Raw genomic sequence first — 22,915 nt, 5'->3', positions numbered from 1 at the left:
CAAACTGGCCCAACGCGGCGCCGGCGTGCGTGGCGAAGGGATCCGGTGATGGACCTTCCCCGCATGCCCGCCACCGGGGCATACAGACGCCTCGCACCGAGCCCGCGCCGGCCCCGGATATGCCGTGCCGCACGCCCCCCTGGACAGTGCTGCGTCCCGCACGTCAGCCGAGCTCCCGGGCAAGGGCCTGCACGCATTCGCGCACCAGGCCCGGACCGCGGTAGATCAGGCCAGTGTAGATCTGTACCAGGCTCGCCCCGGCGCGGATCTTGTCGACCGCGTCCTGTCCCGACAGAATGCCGCCGACGCCGATGATCGGCACGGCTCCGTCGAGGGTCCTGCTCAAGGTCCGGATCACCCGTAGCGACGGCGCAGCCACCGGGGCGCCCGAGAGGCCGCCGGCTTCGTCGGCATGCGGCAACCCGGCGACGGCCGAACGATCGGTGGTGGTGTTGGTCGCGATCACGCCGTCAATGCGATGCCGGACCAACAGCCGGGCAATCGCCTCGATCGCGCCCTCGTCCAGGTCCGGGGCGATCTTCAACGCTAGCGGCACATAACGGCCATGGCGGTCGGCCAGTCGGGCCTGCTGCGCCTTCAGTGCGCCGAGCAACCCGTCCAGGGCCGCGTCCTGCTGCAGTTCACGCAGGCTCTCGGTGTTGGGCGAGGAGATGTTCACCGCCACGTAGCCGGCCCAGGGATAGACGGTCTCGAACGCAGACAGATAGTCGTCTGCCGCCCGTTCGTTCGGGGTCGTCCTGTTCTTGCCGATGTTGATGCCCAGAATGCCCGGGTAGTGCGCCGCGGCCGCGCGGACGTTCTCGACCAGCCGTTCGGCACCCTCGTTGTTGAAGCCCATGCGGTTGATCAGCGCCTGCGCCTGCGGCAGACGGTAGAGCCGCGGCCGCGGATTGCCGGGCTGCGCGCGCGGGGTCACGGTGCCCAGTTCGAGGTGACCGAAACCGAACCTGGCCAGCCCGCGGATATGCTCGCCGTTCTTGTCCAGCCCCGCAGCCAGCCCCACGCGGTTCGGAAACTCCAGCCCCATCACCCGCACGGGATTCGCGTTGAGGACGCCACCCCAAACCAGATGCACCCAGGCCGCCGCGTCCAGGGCCGCAAAGCTCACCCGGTGCGCGGTTTCGGGAGACATCGCAAACAGCAGCGGGCGAATCAACCGGTACATGAGCGATTCCTGTGCTGGGGTGGGGCGGATACCTGCGAGGCAGGAACCAGTGTACGCGCGATCCCCGGCCCACGCGCGCCTCCCGCAAGCCGGGCGAGGAGAACCTCTCCCCCGGGTATCGGGCGGGGTTTACCGGCGAGACCCCGAGCGATAGCGACCGGACCCACGCGCTCCGCCGTTCGCTGCCTTGCGCTTCGCGCGCGATTCTGCGATGAAGGAAGCCAGCAAGAAGGCCGGGACAGCGGCCGACGGAGGGCCTGCCGGCGCCAGAGCACCCCCGAGTCGGCCGCCCGTGCCGCCGGATGCAACGGAGTGGCAGGCGATGAGCAGCCCCTTGGTCACGCGCATGATCCGCAGGCTCGGCCAGCACTGGCGCAGACTCGTGCTGCTGGCGCTGGTGGTCACCGGACTGGTCCTGGCGTCGTGGTACTCGCGCGACCTCGCCGCCTTTCTGGAATGGGGCGAACGGATCGCGGATCAGCCCTGGGCCATTGTCGGCGTGGTGGTGCTGATGGCCGTGTTGTTCAGCTTCGCGCTGCCCGGCAGCCTCGCGTTCTGGCTGATCGCCCCGTTTCACCCGCCGCTGGTATCGGTGGCCATGCTGATCGCCGGCAGCGTGCCCGGCGCCGTCGGTGCCTATTTTTTGTCGCGTCGCCTCGGCCGCCAGCACGCGCCACGCGGTGGCGAGCGTCTGCTCGGGCTGCTGCAGCGCCGCGGAGATCTGCTGACCCAGACCGCGCTGCGCATCCTTCCGGGCTTTCCGCACTCGGTGGTGAATGTCGCGGGCGGCATCCTGCGCCTTCCGCTGGGCACCTTTCTGCTGGCCGCGCTGGTCGGCCTTGCGGTCAAGTGGGGCGTGTACTCGAGCGCCGTGTACGGTGCCGTCGAGGCGATCGAGACCGGAGAACCGGTACAACTCGGGACCGTCCTGCCCCTGTTCGCGCTGACCGCATTGCTGTTGCTCGGCGCCCTCGCCCGCCGGCGCCTCGACCGCCGCTCCGACAAACCGCCCCCATAGAAACCGGCCGGGAGCATTACGGATTTGTTCCAATAGGTGACGAACCTGCTCGGCGCCCCCTGGTCCCGGCGCGCCTGCGGCGCGTTCGTGAGCAGGCTCGCTCCTACGCGGTCCAAGGCAGCGCTTATCGGTCTGCCTGGATGAGCCAGAACAATCCGGTAATGCTCCCAACCTGCGTAGCGTCACCGGTGCCGCTACGCAGGTTGTGCCACGTCGCACAGCGCCCCACGCGACCGCCGTCGTCGCCTGCCGCTGCGCCGGCACGCCGAAGCCCACCGCCCCGTTGCGCCGGCTGCCACTGTAACCAGGTGTCGCGCCTTAACCCGCCGGCGGGGTCGACTCGCCGGGCTTGGCGCTGGCGCCGAGCCCGGGGACATGGCCCGCGGCCTTCTCGCCAAGCTCCCGGAACTTGCTGCTCGCGCCCTCGAGACGCGCCACCCAGTCCTCGCGCGGCTGTTGGCCGTCGGTGACCTTGAAGTAGACCTGGATCAGCGCAGCCATCGCGAACGGGTCGATGATCGCGGCCTTCAGCGAGATCGCGAACACGAACGCGACCACCACGGTCCAGAACCCTGCGCCTTCCGGGAAGAAGCTGACCAGCGCGAGGAACGGCGCCAGTGTGACCAGGAAAATCAGCAGGGTCAGCACCCAGACGATCACCGCCAGGAACAGCGCGTTCTTGAGCATCTTCCCGTAGTTCTGGGCGTACAGCACCAGCGCCTCGCGGCTGCTCTCCCAGGGGTTGGTTGACTGCGTACGGATGTTGTGCGCCAGGATCACCTCGTCGACATAGGTCAGCGAGAGGTTGATCACCGTGGTCACGAACTTCATCACGCCCTGCAACGCCGGGATCGGCAGCAGATTGCCGATCGTCATCAGCAGCCGGTTGATCACCTTCAGCACGCCCTTGATCAACTGATCCACCGCGAACAGCACCGAAGCTTCGACGAAGCGGCTGCGCACTTCGCTGGTTGCGTACGCGATCTGCCCCTTGCCCTCGGGCAGCGGCTTGCCATCGATCGCGTGCACCAGCACTGCGATGTGCCCTGCCTTGACCAGGTACAGCAGGTACTCGCGCAGGAAGTAGATGACCCCCGAGACGACCGCGAATCCCACGAAACCGCCAAAGAAGGCGTAGCCGGCCGGCTCATCGCCGACGCGGCCGACCAGATAACCGATGCCGGCACCGCCGCCGGTTGCGATCACGTAGGCGAGCGTAATCCCGAAGAACACCGCGAGCCGCAGCAGGATGAACGGCAGCGTCCTGCCCATCAGCTGCAAGGTTCGACCTACACGAAAGTCCATCATGCCGGGTTCTCCTGGGTGGGGGGGCGTTGCGACGCGCTATGGTCCCAGCATGCCCGGGCGATGACAAGACCGGCCGTGCCACCCGCCGAGCGGGAACGGACCGGGCGTATACTGGACTTCTGTGCGCAGTCCATGCGAGGTGCGGGAATGAGAGCCAGCGCAGGGTACCCGATCATCACCCTGAATGAGTTCATCATCAACCGGCAGTCGGAGCATCCCGAGGCCCGAGGCGATCTGTCCCGCCTGCTGCACCACATCGGGGTCGCGGCCAAGATCGTCAACAAGAAGATCAACAAGGCCGGTCTGGTGGACATCCTCGGCGAGGCCGGTGACGTGAATGTCCAGGGCGAGGACGTGCAGAAACTCGATGTCTTCGCCAACGACCACTTCACCGCGGCGCTGCAGGCGTCGGGTGAGGTCTGCGCGATCGCCTCGGAAGAGAATCAGGAGATCATCACCTTCGACGAAGGCCTGTCGCGCGACGGCCACTATGTATTCTGCATGGACCCGCTCGACGGCTCCTCGAACATCGAGGTGAACGTGTCGGTCGGCACCATTTTCTCGATCTACCGGCGCCTGAGCCCCGAAGGCGAGCCTGCGGAACTGAGTGATTTCCTGCAGACCGGGGAACACCAGGTCGCGGCCGGCTACGTGATCTACGGTTCGTCCACCACGCTCGTGTATACCACCGGCAATGGCGTCGATGGGTTCACGCTGGACCCCGGCATCGGCGAATTCTGCCTGTCACACTCAGGGATACGAACGCCGGAAACCGGTCGCATCTACAGCATCAACGAGGGCAACTACGTTCATTTCCCCATAGGCGTGAAAAAGTACATCAAGTACTGCCAGGAAATCGACCCGAACAGTGGCCGCCCCTACACCTCGCGCTATATCGGATCGCTGGTGTCCGATTTTCACCGGAACCTGCTAAAGGGCGGCATCTTCATCTACCCCCAGACCCAGAGCGCTCCGAGAGGCAAACTCCGGCTCATCTACGAATGCAACCCGATCGCGTTCATCGCCGAGCAGGCCGGAGGCACGGCCACGAATGGCATCACCCGCACCGTCGAACTGCACCCGCAAGGCTTGCACCAGCGGGTGCCGTTCTACGTCGGCTCGCGCAGCATGGTGGATAAGGCACACGAGTTTCTCAACACATACCACTGATATGTATAGTTTCTCAAATCGAGAACGGCTTGCTGCTACCGGCATCGGCACAGCCTGCGGGCGGTACCGGCGCCGAACGAATCCGATACCAACCCGCGCGGGTTGTGCCTGACGGCATCGAGGCCTGCCACCTCAGTCGAGGAAGTCCACGACCGCGTCCGCGACGTCATCGGCGAAGAAGTCGCGGAAGAAGTGATCGGCGCCGTCGATCGTCACGCTAGCGATGTTCGCGTCGTCCACGAGGCCCGCCATGCGCTCGGGCAGGTCGGCGACCACGTCATCCTCGGAGCCGATGATCACCAGGGCCGGGATATCGACCCCGTCGATCACCGTGGGCGTGTCGTGCGCCTGCTCGGGCCGGTAATAGGCGAGGAACGCCGCCGGCGCAACATCCAGTTCCTCGCAGTAGAGGAAGCGCACGCCCGTCAGCCGCGTATCCGGCTGCTCCATGCGCAAGAGTTCTTCTGCCTGGCCCAGAGCGGTCGCCAGCGGCATCCCGGTCTGCGCCTCGTAGTCGGCCGCCGCGCGGTCGGCGTCATAGGTCGAAGGCGCGATCAGCACCAACGCACGCACGTCGCCCGGGCCGTATTCGTGGTAGAATCTCGCGATCTGGTTGCCGCCGCGCGAGTGTCCCAACAGCGTCACCGGGCCGTAGCCCTGGTCCGCAAGCCAGGCACGCCAAGCCTGCAGTTCGGCGAAGTGCGCGTCCAGCCCGTGGGTTACCGGCCGGTCGCATTCGAACATGCCGTCCCGCCCGTCGATCCCGTAGCTGAGGTTCACCGACAGGGAGTTGAGCCCCCGCTCGGCGAGCAGATCCTGCACCGTGGCCATGATTTCCATGCGCCCATGGGCAAGCGTGCCGTGCAGCATCAGCACCACGCCGTCGGCGGGCTCGGACACGGACTGCAGGTGACCCACCAGGGTCAACCCATCGTGCTCCAGGGTAATGCGTTCGGCGGCCGTTGCCGCGAACGGCAGCCACAGGATCAGGGCCAGCCAACCGGCATGCACGAACTTGCGGGAACCAGACATCGTGACCTCCTCGGTCTGTGGGCGGGAACGCCTTTATAGACGCAGGTGCGCCCCGATAATTTCATGGGCGACTCGTGATAGAGTCTGGCCCCCAGCCTTCACCCCCAGGCATCGCAACCCGAAGAGACCTTATGGCGCAGTACATTTTCACCATGAACGGCGTGGGCAAGATCGTCCCGCCGAAGAAGCAGATCCTGAAGGACATCTACCTGAATTTCTTCCCCGGCGCCAAGATCGGGGTGCTCGGCTACAACGGCTCGGGCAAGTCCACCCTGCTGCGGATCATGGCTGGGGTCGACCAGGACATCATCGGCGAGGCACGCCCCCAGCCCGGCATCCGTATCGGCTACCTGCAGCAGGAGCCGCAACTCGATGGCAGCAAAGACGTACGCGGCAACGTCGAAGAAGGCGTGCAGCCGATCAAGGACGCGCTCGCGCGCCTGGACCAGGTGTACGCGGCCTATGCCGAGCCCGACGCCGACTTCGACAAGCTCGCCGCGGAACAGGGCGAGCTCGAGGCGCTGATCCAGGCCAGCGATGGTCATAACCTCGAGCGCCGGCTCGAGGTCGCGGCCGACGCGCTGCGCCTGCCGCCCTGGGGCGCCGACGTGCAAACCCTCTCCGGCGGCGAACGCCGCCGCGTCGCGCTGTGCCGCCTATTGCTGTCGAGCCCGGATATGCTGATCCTGGACGAGCCGACCAACCACCTTGATGCCGAGAGCGTCGCCTGGCTGGAACGCTTCCTTCAGGAATTCCCGGGAACGGTCGTTGCGGTCACCCACGACCGCTACTTCCTCGACAACGTCGCCGGCTGGATCCTGGAACTCGACCGCGGCCACGGCATTCCCTGGGAAGGCAACTACTCGTCGTGGCTGGAACAGAAGGAGAAACGGCTCGCGCAGGAAGAAAAGGCCGAGCAGGCGCGCATCAAGGCGATGGAGTCGGAGCTCGAATGGGTGCGCAGCAACCCGAAGGGGCGCACCGCGAAGAGCAAGGCGCGGCTGAAGCGCTTCGAGGAGATCGCCTCCAGCGACTACCAGCGGCGTTCGGAAACCAAGGAACTCTACATCCCGCCCGGCCCGCGGCTGGGCGAGAAGGTGCTCGACGCCGAGAATCTGGGCAAGGCGTATGGCGACCGGCTGCTCTACCAGGGGCTGTCGTTCTCGGTTCCGCGCGGCGCGATCGTCGGCGTGATCGGCCCGAACGGCGTCGGGAAGACGACGCTGTTCCGGATGATCACCGGCAAGGAACAACCCGACCAGGGCAGCATCAGCCTCGGCGAGACGGTGGAAATCGCCTACGTGGACCAGAGCCGCGACGCGCTCCAGGACGAGAAGACCGTCTGGGAGGAGATCTCGAACGGCCAGGACGTGGTGCAGGTCGGCAATTTCCAGATGCCGTCGCGCGCCTACGTCGGGCGTTTCAACTTCAAGGGTTCGGACCAGCAGAAGCGGATGAAGGAACTCTCCGGTGGCGAACGCAACCGGGTGCACCTGGCCAAGGTGCTGATGCACGGCGGCAACCTGCTTCTGCTCGACGAACCGACCAACGACCTCGACGTCGAAACCCTGCGGGCGCTGGAAGAGTCCCTGCTCGACTTCCCCGGTTCCGCAATCGTGATCTCGCACGACCGCTGGTTCCTCGATCGCATCGCGACCCACATCCTCGCATTCGAGGAAGACGGCAACGTCGTGTTTTTCGATGGCAACTTCCAGGAATACGAGGCCGACCGCCACGACCGCCTCGGTGCCGCCGCCGACCAGCCGCACCGCGTCAAGTACAAGCGGCTGGCCTCATAAAGCCGCCGCCTCGCCCACGCTTTTTCCCCTCCGGCAAGCGGGAGAGGGATGACAAGCCCCTCCCCCGATCACGGGGGAGTGGGGAGTGGGGAGTGGGGAGTGGGGAGTGGGGATTGGGGATTGGGGATTGGGGATTGCACAGCCCGCCCTCAGTGCACTCACATTACCCGCGGGCGGTGACTACAGCGACGGACGCCCGGGTTCCCGGTAGCTTCTTTCGTGCTTCTGCTGGCAGCGAATGCAGCGCTTCGCCGTCGGGTAGGCCTTCAGCCGCGCGTAGGCGATGGCTTCCCCGCAGTCGCTGCAAACGCCGTAGCTGTGGACAGCGATGCGCCGCAGCGCCGCCTCGACATCCCGGATCTCCTCGACATGGCGATCCACGTCGGCCAAATCCAGATCGACCAGCAAGTCCGCCACGGATTGCTCGCCGGTATCGTGCACCTCTCCCGCAAGCCGCGTGTAGGACTCTTCGTCGGACTCGATCAAGATCTGGCGGGTCTCCTCCAGAAGGGTCTGGAGACGCGCCCTCAGGGCTGCCTCGAGTTCCTGCACTTGTGATTCCGCAAGTGGTTCGGACATGATCGGGCTCCTCGGCGGGGAAAAAGACCGGGTGCCCGCCATCCCCACCACCGCAGCGGGCCTCAATGATCCATCGGCAGACCCTTCGGCAACCTGCAGGGAGTCCCGTGCGCCGCACATCAGCGATGCAAGGCTCCGTGCGGCAACCGTAGTCCGCGGCCATCGGCTCAGGCCACCTGCACCTCGATGCGCCGGGGCTGGGCGTGTTCGGCCTTGGGAATGTGCAGCTTGAGCACGCCATTGCGGAACTCGGCGCTCACCTTCTCGGTGTCGAGTTCCCGGGACAGCGTGAACACGCGATGGTAGCGCGGCATGCTGACCTCGGCATGGGTGGCCTCCATGTCTTCGGGAATATCCAGCGCCACCTCGCCTTCGAGGGTCAGCGTGTCTGCCTCGACGTGCAGGTGCAACCGATCCTTCGGCACGCCCGGCAGATCCGCATACATGGTGATGCCGGTGCCCTCCTCGAACACGTCCACCGGCGGCATCAGCATCCCTTCCGGAGTGTCGGAACGCGCGGCCTGCTTTTCCTGCTGCTGCGCAACGCGGGTACGGTCATTCATCGCTCTGCCCTCCTCGCCTACTGAACACTGATCCGGCGCGGCATCGCCGTTTCGCGCCGCTGGATACTGATGTGCAGAACCCCGTCACGATACCGGGCCGTGACCTTGTCCGGATCCACGTCGTCGGGCAGGCTCACCACCCGCCGGAAGCGGCCGGCAAAGCGCTCGTCGATATGGACGGTGGCCTTCGCATCCTCGCCGGGCAGGTCGGAGGCCCGCTCACCAGCGACGATCAGCACACCCTTTTCCAGCTGCACGTCGATCGACGCCGGGTCAACCCCGGGCGCGAAGGCATAGATCTCCACCGAACGCGGCGTGCTGCCGACGTTCATCGCCGGAAACCCGCCCCGGCTCAGTCCCCGGATACTGGGAGAGAGATCGAAGGCCCGGCTCATCTCCCGCTGGAGGCGGTCGAGTTCCGCAAACATGTCGTGAGGAAACAGCGAACGGTACATAATGAATTCCTCCATTGGCTCGGTTCGGGCGTCCTTCCACGGTGCCCCGATATCCAGTATGGGGGTTCCAGGACGCGGTTCAATGGGTTGAAATCGCGAAACGGCGCAGCCATCTCGTATCTCGGGAAAGACGGCCGCACTGGCGCAGCAAAGGAGGCCGAATGGAATTCAAGGATTACTACCAGATCCTCGGTGTTGCCCGTGATGCCACGGTGCCGGACATCAAGAAGGCCTATCGCAAGCTTGCCCGCAAGTATCACCCCGATGTGTCCAAGGAACCGGACGCCGAGGCGCGAATGCAGGAAGTAAACGAGGCCTTTGCCGTGCTCTCCGACCCGGAGAAGCGCGCGGCGTACGACCAGATCGGCCGCGGTTACCAACCCGGCGAGGAGTTCCGCCCTCCCCCCGACTGGGATGCCGGCTTCGAGTTCTCCAGTCGCGGCTTCTCCCCTTCCGAGGAGGCGGCCTTCAGCGACTTCTTCTCCGAACTCTTCGGGCGCATGGGCGCCGGCCGCGGCGGTTTTCACAGCGAGCACGGTACCTTCCGCGCCCGTGGCGAAGACCATCATGCGAAGGTACTGCTCGATCTCGACGACGCGTTCACCGGCAAGACCCGCCAGATCTCGCTGCGCGTACCGAGGCTCGATGCCCAGGGCCGGGTAGTGCTCGACACCCGCACACTCAACGTACACATCCCGAAGGGCGTGCACGAGGGTCAGATCATCCGCCTGGCCGGACAGGGCGCCCCGGGCATGGGCGGGGGACCCACTGGTGACCTGCTGCTCGAAGTACACTTCCGCCCACATCCGCGGCTGCGGGCGCTGGGCAAGGATCTGCACCTGACGCTGCCGGCCGCCCCCTGGGAAGCCGCGCTGGGCGCGGTGATTCCGGTCGATCTTCCCGGCGGCGAGGTCAAGGTGCGCATTCCCGCCGGGGCCCAGAGCGGACTCCGGCTTCGGGTGCGCGGCAAGGGGATCCCGGCCACGCCGCCGGGCGACCTGCTGCTGGAACTCCAGGTGGTACTGCCGCCCGCCGACAGCCCGGCCGCGCGGAAGATCTATGAAACGATGGCGCGCGATCTTGCCTTCGACCCGCGCCGCGAACCGAGGACGTAGCCATGCACGACGACGACCTCCTCATCGGCAGCCTGATTGAGGAAAGCTGGCTGACCCTGGAACAGGTCGCCGCCGCCTGTACGGTCGAACCACAATGGCTGCTGCGGCATATCGAGGAAGGCCTGTTTCCACACGTGGAGTCGGTGGCCGGCACCTGGCGCTTTTCCAGCAGCACTCTGCGCCGCGCGCGCCGCATGCGCGAGATGGAACGCGTGTTCGATGCGGAGCCCGAACTGGCGGCGCTGGTGGCCGACCTGCTCGAGGAGATCGAAGACCTCCGGGCCCATGTGCACAGGGCGGGCCACAGGCAGATCTGACCAATGCCTGACTGCCCCTGGCGCGCGGCCATCCCCGATGCCACGGTTCGACGTGTACCTGCCCTTGATCCGATAACTTTCGTACACTGCGAAACGCTGGGCTGGCATCGGGGCTGGCCGTCGGAATCCGTATTCCAGGAGGTTCCGGGATTCCGTCTTCATAAAGGATCTTGCGATGCCCAACGACCACGGCTTACCACCACGCCACCCGGCCCGCCCTTCCCGGAACCAGGAGCCACGCGCGAACATCCGGGCTGTCCTCCCGCTGCAGTTGGACGAACTGATCGAACGCTGGCACATCACGCGCTCGCGCGCCTGCCCGACGGGCGACCTGAAGGAGCTGCGGGCGTTGACCCAGGTTCTGGTCGGTAACCTGACCGGCAGCGGGCTGATCCGCCTGTCGACGCTAACCCGCCGGATCGACGAACGCCTGCGCTTTTTCCTGAACACCGACACGTGCCCCCAGCGCCACGAGCAGGAAACGCTCGGAACCCTGTTCGCCGGCCTGCGCAACACGATGAATCAGGAATTTTACGAACATGGACTGCGGCCTTCCGGATCCGGGGCCGGCATGCTCGGGCCGACGCCAGAAGACCCGTCGGAACCCTCGGAGGACGCGGCGGAGAACGCACCCCTGATCTATTTCCTGCGCCAGGACCAGTCCGATACGGCCTCTTTCATCCGGGAAATCGCGGCGCTTGGCCTTCCCGTCCGGGACTTCGTGCACCTCGATCCGCTGCGCACCGCGCTGACCAATCGAGCCCCCAGCGCCGTGCTGATACACGTCCCGAGCGACGCCACCCCCTACGCCGCGCTGACTGCGACCCGGGCGCTGCGGCATTCCATGCACCCGACCATTCCCTGGGCCTGGATACTCGATCGTGACGACGCCCGAACCCGGCTGGAAGCGGTGCGCTCCGGTGCCGACGCCTGCTTCTGCCGCAGTATGGCCGGGACCGATCTGGTGGACAGGCTACACGATCTGATGCATGCGCTCCGCGGGGATCCCTATCAGGTGCTGGTGATCGACCCCGATCCGGCGGAGGCCGTTGCACCCTTCAGCGCCGCCTGGAACGAAGCCGCCTTTGCGCTGAAGATCACTGCGGATCCGTTCGAGGCCGTGGACATCGCGACCCTCCATCGGCCCGAAGCCATCGTGGCAGCGCTGCGCTTTCCCGGACTGGACGGGATCGAACTCGGCCGGATGCTGCGCCAAGCGGATCCGGGGCTCCCGCCACCGATCCTGCTCCGCGGTGATGCCGAAGCCATCGCCATGGACCTGGAGCGAATTCATGCCGAGGGACTCGGACTCCTCCCCGGCAGCGAGCCCCCGGAACGGCTGGTCCAGCGTGTATGCGCCCACGCCCAGCAGCATCGAAACAATGCGGCCCGACTGCGATCGATCTCGCGGATCGACCTCCCCACCGGTTGGTACAACCGCCAGTATTTCGAGGCCCTGGTCGCAAGAAGCCTGACTGAGAAGAAACCGGCATCGGGAACCGAGGTGCTGCTGTACGCCGAAATACACAACGGCTCGGAATCCTCCTGCGCGGGGGCGGTGGGCGTTGCAACCCGGCCGGAGCTGCCCATGGAGCGGGTGCAGCGATTGCGCGCGGTGCTGGCCCCGGACGATGTCGTGGGGCGTTACGGCGCGACCGGCCTGGCCATTCTGGCCCGGCGGCCCGATGTCGGGTACATCCAGGCGTTCGCGCAATCCGTTCAGGCGACCCTGGCCAGCCCGAGGGCCCAGGATCCGGAAGAGGATTCCGGCATCAACGCTAGTGTCGGCGTGGTACCGCTGCGGGGCAGCAATGCCACGGCACTCCTGAACGATGCGGTGGAACTGGCCGATCGTGCGCGCGACCAGCACGGCGACGGAATCCGGCTGGCGGACGAGCTCGGGGTACCGCCGCTCGACCCGGACCAGCGCAATCACTGGACGCGAGTCATCCACGGCGCCGTCAACGACCAGCGGCTGTTCCTCGTATACCAGCCTGTCGCCAGCCTCCTCGCAGCCGATTCCACGCAACGGTTCGAGGCACTGCTACGCATGCGCGACCCCTCGGGCCACATCCTGCTGCCCGGTCGCTTCGTCGGCATGGCCGAGCGGCTCGGGTTGATCCGTCTGATCGACCGCTGGGTGCTCGCCGGTGCAGCCGCGATCCTGGCCCAACACCAGCAGGCACACCCCGAAGCCGTGCTGTTCATGAAGGTGAGCGCAGGATCGATCCTGGATCCCGGCTTCGCTCCGTGGATTGGCGAGACTCTCGGACGCTTGCCCCTGCGCCCTGGCGGCCTTGTCCTGCAGATTCGCGAGGCCGACGCCCGCACCCACTACGAACCGGCGCGGCAGTTGGTCCGCCGGTTGCGCCAGCTCGGTATCCAGGTCGCGATCGAACATTTTGGCAACCACTCCGATTCCATCGCCCTGCTGCGCGAGTTCCAGCCCGAGTTCATGAAACTCGACCGCAGCTTCACACGCGAACTGGGGACGCGGCCCGAACAGATCCGCGCACTGGAACACCTGATGCAGCAGGCCCGATTCCTGGGCGTGAAGACCATCGCCGCGTATGTCGAAGACGCAAGCAGCCTCGCGATCCTCTGGCAGCAGCACCCCGACCTGATTCAGGGCAACTTCCTCAAGCAGCCCGATCCCCAGCTCCAGTACGACATCCTCCTCTGAGATCCGAGCGCCTTCCGGGGCCGCAACCCGGCGCAGCCGAACTTGGGCCACCGGCTGATCGGGCCGAAGCGGCTGCGGTTTCCCTACGCCGGGGCCCAATCGCTATGATGGCGGCCCGGCATCCGAGCCCGAGAGAGCATGTCCTACAGCACGTTCAGTCACCTGGTCGCGGACAAGGCGGCGCTGTACCGGCGCATCATGGCCGCCTTTGTCGACGCCAAGGCGCATTTCACCGTGCACCTGCGCCCGGAAGACGTGCGCGAGCGCACCGGCATCGACACGCTCGAGGACGTGCAGGCGGCGCTGGCACAACTGGTCGCCTGGGGCAACCTGGAGGCCGACCCGGACACCTCGCGCGTGACCAGCGTCGAGGAGTTCTACCGTGCCCGCTTCCTCTACCAACTCACGCGCGCCGGCGAGGCGGCCGAACAGGCACTGCAGGTGTTCGACCGCGAGCTGGGCCGCCGCGGCGCGCTGCAAGCGGTCGCGCTCGACGACATCCGCCTGCGCCTGCAATCGCTGCTCGAACTCTCGAGGCAGGCGCATCCCGACGCGACCCAGACGCAGTTGCTGCTGCGCGACCTGACCCACGTATTCTCGGACCTCGCCGAAAACGCCCGCGCCTTCATGAGCGGGCTGTCGCGAACCCTGGAGCTGCGCGGCGACGACCAGCAGGCGCTGATCGCGTACAAGGAGCGTCTGATCGGGTACATCGAGCGCTTCATCGGCGACCTGGTGACCAGTTCCGCCGAGATCGCCGGCACGATCCGCGCGCTCGACCGCGACGACGACGGTCGCCGCCCGATCACCCCGCTGCTGCGGCTGGCGGTCGAACGCGAACTCGACGACCTCGCCCCCGACCTGGCCGATCCACTCGACATCGACGCGGCCCGGGACGCAGAGCGCCGGCGCGTAAACGCGCACTGGGAAGGCCACTGGGAAGGCCTGAAGGCGTGGTTCCTGGACCGGCCCGAGCGACGCTCTCAGGCCAGCCTGCTGCGTGCCCAGGCTCGGCGCTCGATCTCGCAGATGCTCGAGGCCGTGCAGCGGCTGAACGAGCGCCGGCTCGGTCGCAGCGACCGCTCCGCCGACTTCCGCGCGCTGGCGCGCTGGTTCCTCGAATGCGAGAACGACGACCAGGCGCATCGGCTTTGGCGGGCCGCGTTCGGCCTCGGCCCGGCGCGGCACCTGGGCGTGGATGCGGAAACGCTGGCCCAGTGGCGCGCCGACCCGGTCCCGGCGAACCAGCCCTGGCGCGATGCTCCACCGCTGCGGATCAGCCCCCGGCTGCGAGCGACCGGCAGCTACCAGAAGCGCGGTGCGATGCCCCGGCTGCAACGGCGCGACCGCGAGCGGGCGTTTCTCGCCCAGCAGATGTCCCGCGAGGCCGCCGAAACGCGCGCAGCCCGGGCCGCGCTCGCAACCGGCGAGACACTGCGCCTGTCCGAACTCGACGGGCTCGACCCCGGCGCGTTCTCCCTGCTGCTGCAACTGCTCGGCGACGCGCTGAGCCACGCAGCGCACCCCGACCATACGGTCGCCGCGACCACCGGCGACGGCAGCCTGCGCATCGAGATGGAGCCCCTGGGGGCCGACACCGAGGCGGCGATCCGCACCGAAGCGGGTACGTTGTCGGGCCGCGATTACCGGATACGGATCACCGAACTCGAGGCGGCGCCCTGATGCCCGCCCTGCCCCAACCGCTGCCCGATGTGCTCGAACGCGCCCGAGCCGAAGAGCGCCAGCGGGCATTGCGCGCGTTGCTGATGCAGCCACTGATGGACGCCCGCCATCCGGCGTTCGCGCTGGTGCGCCGCCACCAGGCGCCGCTGCGCGAATGGCTCGCCGCCGAGACCGGCTGGCACCTGCAGGTCGAGTCCGAGTTCGCCCGCCTGTACAAGAGGCCCGCGGAGCTGCGCGACGCGACCCGCGGCGCGGCCCTCGGCAGCGGCACCCAGACCACGCCGTTCAGCCGCCGGCGTTACGCGCTCCTGTGCCTGATCCTGGCCGATCTCGAACGCGGCGACCAGCAGATCACGCTGGCGCGCCTGGGCACCGGCCTGATTCAGGCCGCCGCCGACCCGGCGCTGGAAGCCGCCGGCCTGCGTTTCCGGCTGGACCATCAGGACGAGCGCCGCGACCTGGTCGCGACGGTGCGCCTGTTGCTGGACTACGGCGTGCTGGCCCGCGTCGCCGGCGACGAGGAGGCCTTCGTGCGCGACCAGACCGGCAGCGACGCGCTCTACGACATCAACCGCCGCATGCTGGCCGCGCTCCTGGTCAGCGTGCGCGGCCCCTCGCTGGTCGAGATGGAGGGGCCGGCGAGCGATCTCGAAGCGCGCCTGCAGGCCCTGACCGAATCCTTCGTGCCGGACACCCAGGAAGGGCGCAACCGCGCGTTGCGCCACACACTGACCGCGCGCCTGCTCGACGACCCGGTGGTGTACTGGGACGAACTGCCGGACGACGCCCGCCAGTATCTCACCAGCCAGCGCGCGGCGATCACCCGGCGCATCGCCGACGCCACCGACCTGGTCCCGGAAATTCGTGCCGAGGGCGTCGCGATGGTCGATCCGGCGCAGAACCTGAGCGACCAGTCGCTACCCTGCGAGGGGACCGAAGGCCACGTAACGCTGCTGATCGCGGCCCATCTGGCGGAGGCGCCGGAGGGCAGCCGTTTCACGCTCGACGCGCTCGCCGAGCAGGTCGCCCGCTGGCGCCCGCAATACCGCGGCTACTGGCGCCGCTCGGCACTCGCCGCCGGCTCCGAGCGGGCACTGGCCCGGCAGGCGGTCGAACAGCTCCGCCGCCTGCGCCTGGTCGCGCTCGGAGCCGACGAGCAGATCATCCCACTGCCCGCACTCGCCCGCTTCGCGGTCGAACCCGCGCGCAGCCCGCAGGGCAAGCCCCTCGCCGAGGCCGCCGATGCAAGCTGACGCCACAGCTGCCACAGCGGCAGTGCGCCCGCCACGGATCGCGCGTGCCAACCCCTGCCGCCGCACGGCGGATGACGCCGCGCGCTTCCGCCCGACAACGCATCCCGGCCCGGTAGGGCGGAAAAGGCCGAAGGCCGTCATCCGCCATTCCAGCGCGACAATACGCACCCCGGCACCGGCATCGCCCCCCTGCCCCGAAGGCCTTCCGCGATGAGCGATCTCCCGCAACCGGGCAAGACGCGCTGGCAACCACTGCGCACGGGGCTGATCGAACTCTTCTACTACGACCACGAGGAGTTCCGCTTCCACGACGGCCGCCTGTTGCTGCGCGGCAACAACGGCACCGGCAAGTCCAAGGTGATGGCGCTGACGCTGCCGTTCCTGCTCGACGGCCGACTGAGCCCCTCCCGGGTCGAACCCGACGGCGACGGCAGCAAGCGCATGGAGTGGAACCTGCTGATGGGCGAAGCCGGCGAGCGCCAGGGTTACGCCTGGATCGAGTTCGGCCGCCAGGGCGACAACGGCCCCGAGTTCCTGACTCTCGGCTGCGGTCTGAAGGCGGTCGCCCAGCGCGGCGTGCGTTCCTGGTTCTTCATCACGCCGCAGCGTGTTGGCGACTCGCTGTTCCTGGTCGAGGATGGCCGCACGCTCAGTCGGGACCGGCTGATCCAGGCGCTCGGGTCCAGCGGCCGCCCCTACGACCAGGCCACCGCCTACCGCGCGGCGGTCGACCAGCAGCTGTTTCAACTGGGTACCGAGCGCTACGAGGCGCTGCTCGACCTCTTGCTGCAGCTGCGCCAACCGCAACTGTCCAAGCGCCCGGACGAGTCGCGGCTATCGAACGCGCTGACCGAAGCGCTGCCGCCGCTGGACTCCGCGGTGATCGCCGACGTCGCCGAGGCCTACCGCAACCTGGAGGCCGAAGCGGACGAAACCCGCGGGCTGGAAGAAGCCCATCACGCAGTCACCGAATTCCTGCACCACTACCGCCGCTACGCCGGCATCGCGGCCCGGCGCCGCGCCGGCGAAGTGCGCCGCCGCCATCGCGAGTACGAGGACACGCGCGCCCGGGTCGGCCACCAGCGCAAGACCCTGGACGCGGCCCGCGAGCGCGACGCGGCGCTGGAGGAACGCGAAACACTGAACGAACGCGCGGTGCAGGAAACCGAGCAACAACGCCAGACATTGCGCGACAGCCCGGCGATGCGTTCCGCCCAGGCCCTGCACGCGGCCGAGGACACCGCCCGCGAACGCCGCGCGTTCGCCCAGTCGCGGGCCGCGCTGCAGGCGCAGACCGAACAGACCCGCCAGCGGCTCGAACAACAGGCGCAGGAACAGGAAACCGCGGCCGCGGAAACGGCGCACGAAGCCGCGACCACGCTGCAGGGGCTCGCCACCGCGGCGGAGGTCGGCGGCATCGCCGAGCCGCATGGCGCCGCGCTTGCCCGGCTCGGGCTGCCGGATTCCCGCGACGTGCCGCTGGATCAGGTCGAGCGGCAATTGCAGAACCTGCACGACCGGCGCCGGGACTCGATCCGGCTGCTACAGCAGCACAACCGCGAACTCGTCGACGCCGAACGGCGCGGCGACGCGGCGCGCGAACACTGGCAGCACCAGGTCGACGAACACGACCGCCTGACCCTGCGGCACCAGGACGCCCGCGAGGCCGCCGAAACCGCGGCCGAGCGCCTGCTCGACGCCTGGCGCGACTGCCTCGCCGGCCTGCGCGAACTGCGCCTCGACGACACCGAAGAGACGCTCGCCGATCTCGCCGCCTGGCTGCGCGGCCTCGAGGGCTCGAATCCCGCCCAGCAGCAACTGGAAGCGCGCCGTGACCTGCGCGTTCGCGAGATCGCCGCCGAGCGCAGCCGGCATCAGCACCAGCAGGACACGATGCAGCAGGCGCTGGACGCACTGGAGGCCGAACGCCTGCACCTTGAAACCGGCGCCGAGATCGCGCCGCCCGTGCCGCATGTGCGCGACGAAGCGCTGCGCATATCCCGAGCCGGCGCGCCGCTCTGGAAGCTCGTCGATTTCCACGCCGAAGTGCCCGACGAGACCCGCGCCGGGATCGAGGCCGCGCTGGAATCCGCCGGCCTGCTCGACGCCTGGATCCTGCCCGATGGCCAGTTGCTCGATCCCTACACCTGGGACACCTGGCTCGCCGCCGACCTCCCCATCCCGGAGCAATCCCTCGACCGCATCCTGCACCCCGCGGTCGACTGGCAGGATCCGGCGCAACAGCCGGTCGGCGCCGCCGAGGTCGCGGCGATTCTCGCCCGGATCGGCCTCGGCGAGCAGCCCGATCAGGCGCACTGGATCGGCGAGGACGGGCGCTGGCGGCTCGGACCGGCGCGCGGCGCCTGGGGCGAAGGGCGAAGCGCAGTACATCGGCCACGCCGCCCGCGAAGCGGCACGCCAGGCGCGGCTCCGGCAGATCGCCAGCGAGGCGCAGGCCTGTCGCGACGCGATCGACGCCGCGATGCAAGCGCTGCAACGCCTGGACCAGCGCGAGCACCGGATCCGCGAGGAATGGCGGACACAGCCCGAGGACGGCCCGCTGCGCACCGCCTATGCCGAGGAAGCCTCTGCGCTGCGCGCGCTGGAGAGCCAGACCGAACGCACCGAGGCCGCGCGCAGGGCGCTCGAGGCGCGCAGCCACGAAGCCGCCGAGCAGCGCCAGCAGCGCGACGAACTGGCCGCCGACCTGGCGCTTCCGAGCGCCGACGAGCCGCTCGCCGCGGTGGCCCGGGCGGTCGAAACCTATGGCGCGGGCATTCGCGAACTGACCCGGGCGCTGCGCGACCAGCGAAGGGAACAACTCCGGCTCGAACGCATGCGGCAGGATCTGGAACAAGCCCGGGCCGAAGCGCGACAGGCCACCGCCGACGCCGCCACCGCCGAGCGCAACGCCCGCAATGCGGAAACCCAGCGCGATACGCTGCGCGAGACCATCGGCGCCGATGTCGCGGAACTCGAGCAGCGGCTCGCCGAAGTCGAACGGCGCCAAGCCGAGTTGAAGTCGGAACGCCAGTCACTCGGCCAAGGGCGCACTCGGATCGCCCGCGAGGTCGGCGGCCTCGAGGCCGACATTTCGAACGGCGAGCAGCAACTGGTGGCGATCGGCGACCAACGCGCGGTGGCGATCACGCGCCTGCGCGAACTCGCCGATGCCGGGCTGGTGCCCATGGCCACCGCCGACCGGGTAACCGTCGACCCGGAACTGTCGTGGGCGCCGGAACCGGCGGTGCTGCTCAGCCGGCGCATGGAACAGGCACTGGCCGAGGTCGACGAAAGCGACACCGCATGGCAACGCCACCAAAAGGGCCTGCACCAGCATTTCGCGGTGCTCCAGGGCGCGCTCGGCCGTCACGGCCACGATGCGCACATCGAGCAACAGGACGACCTGCTGCTGGTGCGCATCATCTTCCAGGGCCGCCACCACGGCCCGGACGCGCTCGCCGCGCAACTGGCACGCGAGATCGAACGCCGCCGCGAGCTGCTGACCGCGCGCGAGCGCGAACTGGTCGAGAACTACCTGCTCGACGAAGTCGCGAGCCATCTGCAGTTGCGGCTGATGGAAACCGAACGGCAGGTCCGGCAGATCAACGACGAACTCGCCGAACGCCCGACCAGCACCGGCATGCGCCTGCGCATCCAGTGGCAACCGCTCGCCGAAGGCCAGCAGGCCGCGGGCCTGACCGCGCCGGCCGGGCTCGAGATCACCCGCAACCGGCTGCTGCGCCAGAGCATGGACGCCTGGTCCGCCGACGACCGACGCGCAGTGGGCGAATTCATCCAGGGCCGGATCCGCGAGGCACGCGAAACCGATAGCGCCGGCGCCCTCACCGACGTGCTGGAACGCGCGCTGGACTATCGGCACTGGCATCGCTTCGTCGTCGAACGCTGGCAGAACGGTCGCTGGCGCCCCGCCTACGGCCCAGCCTCCGGTGGCGAACGCGCGCTGGTGATCACCCTGCCCCTGTTTGCCGCCGCCGCCAGCCATTACGAGAGCGCCCAGCCTGCCGCCCCGCGGCTGATCATGCTCGACGAGGTCTTTGCCGGCGTCGACGACGACGCGCGCGCCAAGAGCATGGGCCTGCTCGCGCAGTTCGATCTCGACGCGATGATGACCTCCGAACGCGAGTGGGGCTGCTACCCCGAGGTGCCCGGGCTTGCGATCGCGCAGCTGATCCGGCGCGAGGGCATCGACGCAGTCTACGTGTCGCGCTGGCGCTGGGACGGCGCCCACCGGATCCGCGAATCCGACCCGCAGACGCCGATGGAAGCCACCGCCGGACCGGAGAAGGCCGCGGAGGGGCCCGCCACCGAGGAGCTGTTTTGAGCCTCGACCGCGAGCGCCTGCAGCGGCTCCTGGGCGGCGCCGGTACCGAACGCCTGCGCCGGCGTCTGCGCGAACGCCTCGGGCGCGGCGGCGGCGACACGCTGACGCTCACGCGCAGCACCCCGGAAGAACGCGCGGCGGTCGAACGCCTGCTCGGCCGTGCGCCACGCAGCGGCAGCAGCCTGCGCGTGTCGCTGCCGGAAATCGACGCGACGCTGGCACGCGCCGGAATCGCGCCCGGCCTGCGCGCAGCGCTGGAGGCGCTCGACGGCCCGATCCGCGACCAGCAGGCGGAACAGCAGGCCGAAACCCGGCGCTGGCAGGCACTGTTCGAAGCAGTGCGCGAGCGCGCCGCGCCCCTCGGGCTGGAAACCTGGCTCGACGAACTCGCGGCGCGCGGACTGCTGAAACGGCTGGCGCGACGGGATCCGACGCGCGCCGCCGCGCTGCTCGAGCAGAGTCTCACGGTACTCGAAGCGCTCCCCGATCCGGGCCTGAACCGCAGTACCCTCGCCGCCCGTTGTCTCGGCGACGCGCACGGTCTCGATCCGGGCCAGCCCGCCGCCGCACTGGTACGCCGGGCGCTGCACCGCCACTGGCGCGGCGGCATCGGCGACGACCGGCCCGACGAGCGCACGATCTGGGCGCATGCCGGCATCCTGGTCGGCGGCGACATCACCAGCACCGTGCTGGTCTACCAACTGCCGGTGCAGGGCGACACCCCCGGCTCGCGGATGCTGCGGATTCAGAATCAGGCCGGCGAGCCAACCTACCTCACGCTGCGCCAGCTGCTGCGGCACCCGCCGCGCTGGGATTGCGCGGACCGCGAAGTGTTCGTCTGCGAGAACCCCACCGTGGTCGCGGAAGCGGCGGAACGCCTGGGCACCGAATGCGCCCCGCTGGTCAGCACCGGCGGCCGACCCGGTGCTGCGGTGTGGCTGCTACTGGAACAATTGCGCGACGCCGGCGCGCGCCTGCAGTACCGCGCCGATTTCGACTGGGCGGGATTGTCGATCATGAACAGTGTGCTCGCGCGCTTCGAGGCACACCCCTGGCGCATGGATGCCGCGACGCTGCAGCGCCACGCGGAAGTTTCCGGCCCGCCCCTGGAGGGGCCGACCGCGGCCGCTCCGTGGGATCCCGACCTGGCCCCCGCGCTCGCCGCCCGCGGCACCGCGCTCCACGAGGAGCGGCTCCTGGACGAGTTGCTGGCCGACCTTTCCCGCCCCCCGGATCCCTAATCACGTTCGCAAACCCCGCTTCCGATCGAAGCGCCGTAGGGCGGAATAGCGCAGCGTCATCCGCCTCACGGCGTTCATGCCGCCCAAGAGCTCGGGGACGCCCCAGCGCCGGCTGGCGGATGACGGCCTTCGGCCTTTTCCGCCCTACGCCTCTGGCTGAAGTCAAAACGACACACTCCGGACGAAGGTCAAGAGTCTTAATCCCTTCTTCATCAGGGAAGTCGTTCTGACACGAAGAACACGAATGATCCTCAGAAATTGCGAAGTCTTAATCCCTTCTTCATCAGGGAAGTCGTTCTGACCACGAAGAAGAAGCAAGCACCGAGCGCTCAGTACCGTCTTAATCCCTTCTTCATCAGGGAAGTCGTTCTGACCATGCGCAAGGTACACGAACACCTTCGCAGACCTGTCTTAATCCCTTCTTCATCAGGGAAGTCGTTCTGACCCAAGGCGGCGATAAGCCGCATGAGTTCCCCAGTCTTAATCCCTTCTTCATCAGGGAAGTCGTTCTGACTTTTCTTGATGTAATCCCGCCAGGGTTGTTTGGTCTTAATCCCTTCTTCATCAGGGAAGTCGTTCTGACAGGGTAGGCGTGGTCAGTGTGAGGCGTCCGCTTGTCTTAATCCCTTCTTCATCAGGGAAGTCGTTCTGACTCAGCGCTTGGATACGACGAGTTCATGGACCGGTCTTAATCCCTTCTTCATCAGGGAAGTCGTTCTGACGCACGGCAAGTACAGGGTATGACCGCAGTTACGTCTTAATCCCTTCTTCATCAGGGAAGTCGTTCTGACCGCCCTGGCCGAGGAAGTCGGTGCCGACTGGCCGTCTTAATCCCTTCTTCATCAGGGAAGTCGTTCTGACTCCGGCATTTCGATGCCTTTGCCACGGTGAGCTGTCTTAATCCCTTCTTCATCAGGGAAGTCGTTCTGACCAAACCTTGCGGGCCACCGTGTTCCCGGCCGATGGTCTTAATCCCTTCTTCATCAGGGAAGTCGTTCTGACAGGCCGACCGCGTGGACGAAGCGGTGACCGGCGGTCTTAATCCCTTCTTCATCAGGGAAGTCGTTCTGACACACCACGCTCAGTACAGGAGAGACCAAGTCCATGTCTTAATCCCTTCTTCATCAGGGAAGTCGTTCTGACCGATGTCCTGGTCACGGCGTGGATG

At 67.7% G+C, this 22,915-nt stretch carries 16 protein-coding genes, 1 pseudogene and 1 CRISPR repeat array (1 of these 18 running past the window's edge); of the genes and pseudogenes, 11 read left to right on the top strand and 6 right to left on the bottom strand.

Annotation, left to right across the window (positions count from 1 at the left end; all coding sequences use genetic code 11):
• Positions 1-163: 163 nt before the first annotated feature.
• Positions 164-1,186, bottom strand: a complete 1,023-nt coding sequence (locus TVNIR_RS07090) for a quinone-dependent dihydroorotate dehydrogenase (RefSeq protein ID WP_015258312.1) — start codon at positions 1,184-1,186, stop codon at positions 164-166.
• 322 nt (positions 1,187-1,508) lie between these two features.
• Here TVNIR_RS07090 and TVNIR_RS07085 point away from each other — a divergent pair, with 322 nt between their 5' ends.
• The gene (locus TVNIR_RS07085) at positions 1,509-2,204 is read left to right on the top strand and encodes a TVP38/TMEM64 family protein (protein ID WP_083499393.1); all 696 of its coding nucleotides are present in this window, start codon (positions 1,509-1,511) and stop codon (positions 2,202-2,204) included.
• A 318-nt stretch (positions 2,205-2,522) separates the two neighbouring features.
• Here TVNIR_RS07085 and TVNIR_RS07080 read toward each other — a convergent pair whose 3' ends face one another.
• The gene (locus TVNIR_RS07080; protein WP_015258310.1) at positions 2,523-3,512 is read right to left on the bottom strand and encodes a hypothetical protein; all 990 of its coding nucleotides are present in this window, start codon (positions 3,510-3,512) and stop codon (positions 2,523-2,525) included.
• A 147-nt stretch (positions 3,513-3,659) separates the two neighbouring features.
• Here TVNIR_RS07080 and fbp point away from each other — a divergent pair, with 147 nt between their 5' ends.
• Entirely contained in the window at positions 3,660-4,682 is a 1,023-nt protein-coding gene (gene fbp, locus TVNIR_RS07075; RefSeq protein ID WP_015258309.1) for a class 1 fructose-bisphosphatase, read from the top strand.
• Positions 4,683-4,814: 132 nt separating this feature from the next.
• Here fbp and TVNIR_RS07070 read toward each other — a convergent pair whose 3' ends face one another.
• Positions 4,815-5,714, bottom strand: a complete 900-nt coding sequence (locus tag TVNIR_RS07070) for an alpha/beta hydrolase (protein ID WP_015258308.1) — start codon at positions 5,712-5,714, stop codon at positions 4,815-4,817.
• A 131-nt stretch (positions 5,715-5,845) separates the two neighbouring features.
• Between TVNIR_RS07070 and ettA the strand changes: the two genes are divergently transcribed.
• On the top strand, positions 5,846-7,513 hold the full coding sequence (gene ettA / locus TVNIR_RS07065; RefSeq protein WP_015258307.1) for an energy-dependent translational throttle protein EttA: 1,668 nt from the start codon (positions 5,846-5,848) through the stop codon (positions 7,511-7,513).
• 180 nt (positions 7,514-7,693) lie between these two features.
• Here the strand turns inward: ettA and TVNIR_RS07060 are convergent, their stop codons facing one another.
• The 3 genes from TVNIR_RS07060 to TVNIR_RS07050 form a co-directional block, all read right to left on the bottom strand.
• The gene (locus TVNIR_RS07060; RefSeq protein ID WP_015258306.1) at positions 7,694-8,092 is read right to left on the bottom strand and encodes a TraR/DksA family transcriptional regulator; all 399 of its coding nucleotides are present in this window, start codon (positions 8,090-8,092) and stop codon (positions 7,694-7,696) included.
• A 167-nt stretch (positions 8,093-8,259) separates the two neighbouring features.
• Complete coding sequence (locus tag TVNIR_RS07055) at positions 8,260-8,655, bottom strand: Hsp20/alpha crystallin family protein (RefSeq protein WP_015258305.1); 396 nt, start codon at positions 8,653-8,655, stop codon at positions 8,260-8,262.
• Between the two features lie 17 nt (positions 8,656-8,672).
• Positions 8,673-9,125, bottom strand: a complete 453-nt coding sequence (locus TVNIR_RS07050) for an Hsp20/alpha crystallin family protein (RefSeq protein ID WP_237251770.1) — start codon at positions 9,123-9,125, stop codon at positions 8,673-8,675.
• Positions 9,126-9,271: 146 nt separating this feature from the next.
• Here TVNIR_RS07050 and TVNIR_RS07045 point away from each other — a divergent pair, with 146 nt between their 5' ends.
• The 8 genes and pseudogenes from TVNIR_RS07045 (at position 9,272) to TVNIR_RS07005 (ending at position 21,747) form a co-directional block, all read left to right on the top strand.
• Positions 9,272-10,225, top strand: coding sequence for a DnaJ C-terminal domain-containing protein (locus TVNIR_RS07045; protein WP_015258303.1), 954 nt, complete (start codon positions 9,272-9,274; stop codon positions 10,223-10,225).
• Between the two features lie 2 nt (positions 10,226-10,227).
• Positions 10,228-10,542, top strand: a complete 315-nt coding sequence (locus tag TVNIR_RS07040) for a chaperone modulator CbpM (RefSeq protein ID WP_015258302.1) — start codon at positions 10,228-10,230, stop codon at positions 10,540-10,542.
• A gap of 175 nt (positions 10,543-10,717) precedes the next feature.
• Positions 10,718-13,225, top strand: a complete 2,508-nt coding sequence (locus tag TVNIR_RS07035; RefSeq protein WP_083499392.1) for an EAL domain-containing protein — start codon at positions 10,718-10,720, stop codon at positions 13,223-13,225.
• A 138-nt stretch (positions 13,226-13,363) separates the two neighbouring features.
• The gene (locus TVNIR_RS07030; RefSeq protein ID WP_015258300.1) at positions 13,364-14,908 is read left to right on the top strand and encodes a TIGR02677 family protein; all 1,545 of its coding nucleotides are present in this window, start codon (positions 13,364-13,366) and stop codon (positions 14,906-14,908) included.
• On the top strand, positions 14,908-16,161 hold the full coding sequence (locus TVNIR_RS07025) for a TIGR02678 family protein (protein WP_015258299.1): 1,254 nt from the start codon (positions 14,908-14,910) through the stop codon (positions 16,159-16,161). Before TVNIR_RS07030 ends, TVNIR_RS07025 begins: the two co-directional genes overlap by 1 nt.
• A 210-nt stretch (positions 16,162-16,371) precedes the next feature.
• Positions 16,372-18,474 (top strand): annotated as a pseudogene (locus tag TVNIR_RS20595) (TIGR02680 family protein); the annotation flags it as partial.
• Positions 18,392-20,506, top strand: coding sequence for a TIGR02680 family protein (locus TVNIR_RS20590; protein WP_237251804.1), 2,115 nt, complete (start codon positions 18,392-18,394; stop codon positions 20,504-20,506). The pseudogene TVNIR_RS20595 and the gene TVNIR_RS20590, both read left to right, overlap by 83 nt.
• Complete coding sequence (locus TVNIR_RS07005) at positions 20,503-21,747, top strand: TIGR02679 family protein (RefSeq protein WP_015258296.1); 1,245 nt, start codon at positions 20,503-20,505, stop codon at positions 21,745-21,747. Before TVNIR_RS20590 ends, TVNIR_RS07005 begins: the two co-directional genes overlap by 4 nt.
• Before the next feature lie 194 nt (positions 21,748-21,941).
• Positions 21,942-22,915: a CRISPR direct-repeat array (repeat unit 37 nt; unit sequence GTCTTAATCCCTTCTTCATCAGGGAAGTCGTTCTGAC) (it continues 113 nt past the right edge of the window).

The sequence above is a fragment of the Thioalkalivibrio nitratireducens DSM 14787 genome (assembly GCF_000321415.2).
GTDB lineage: Bacteria > Pseudomonadota > Gammaproteobacteria > Ectothiorhodospirales > Ectothiorhodospiraceae > Thioalkalivibrio > Thioalkalivibrio nitratireducens.
This window is presented reverse-complemented; position numbering and strand designations above follow the sequence as displayed.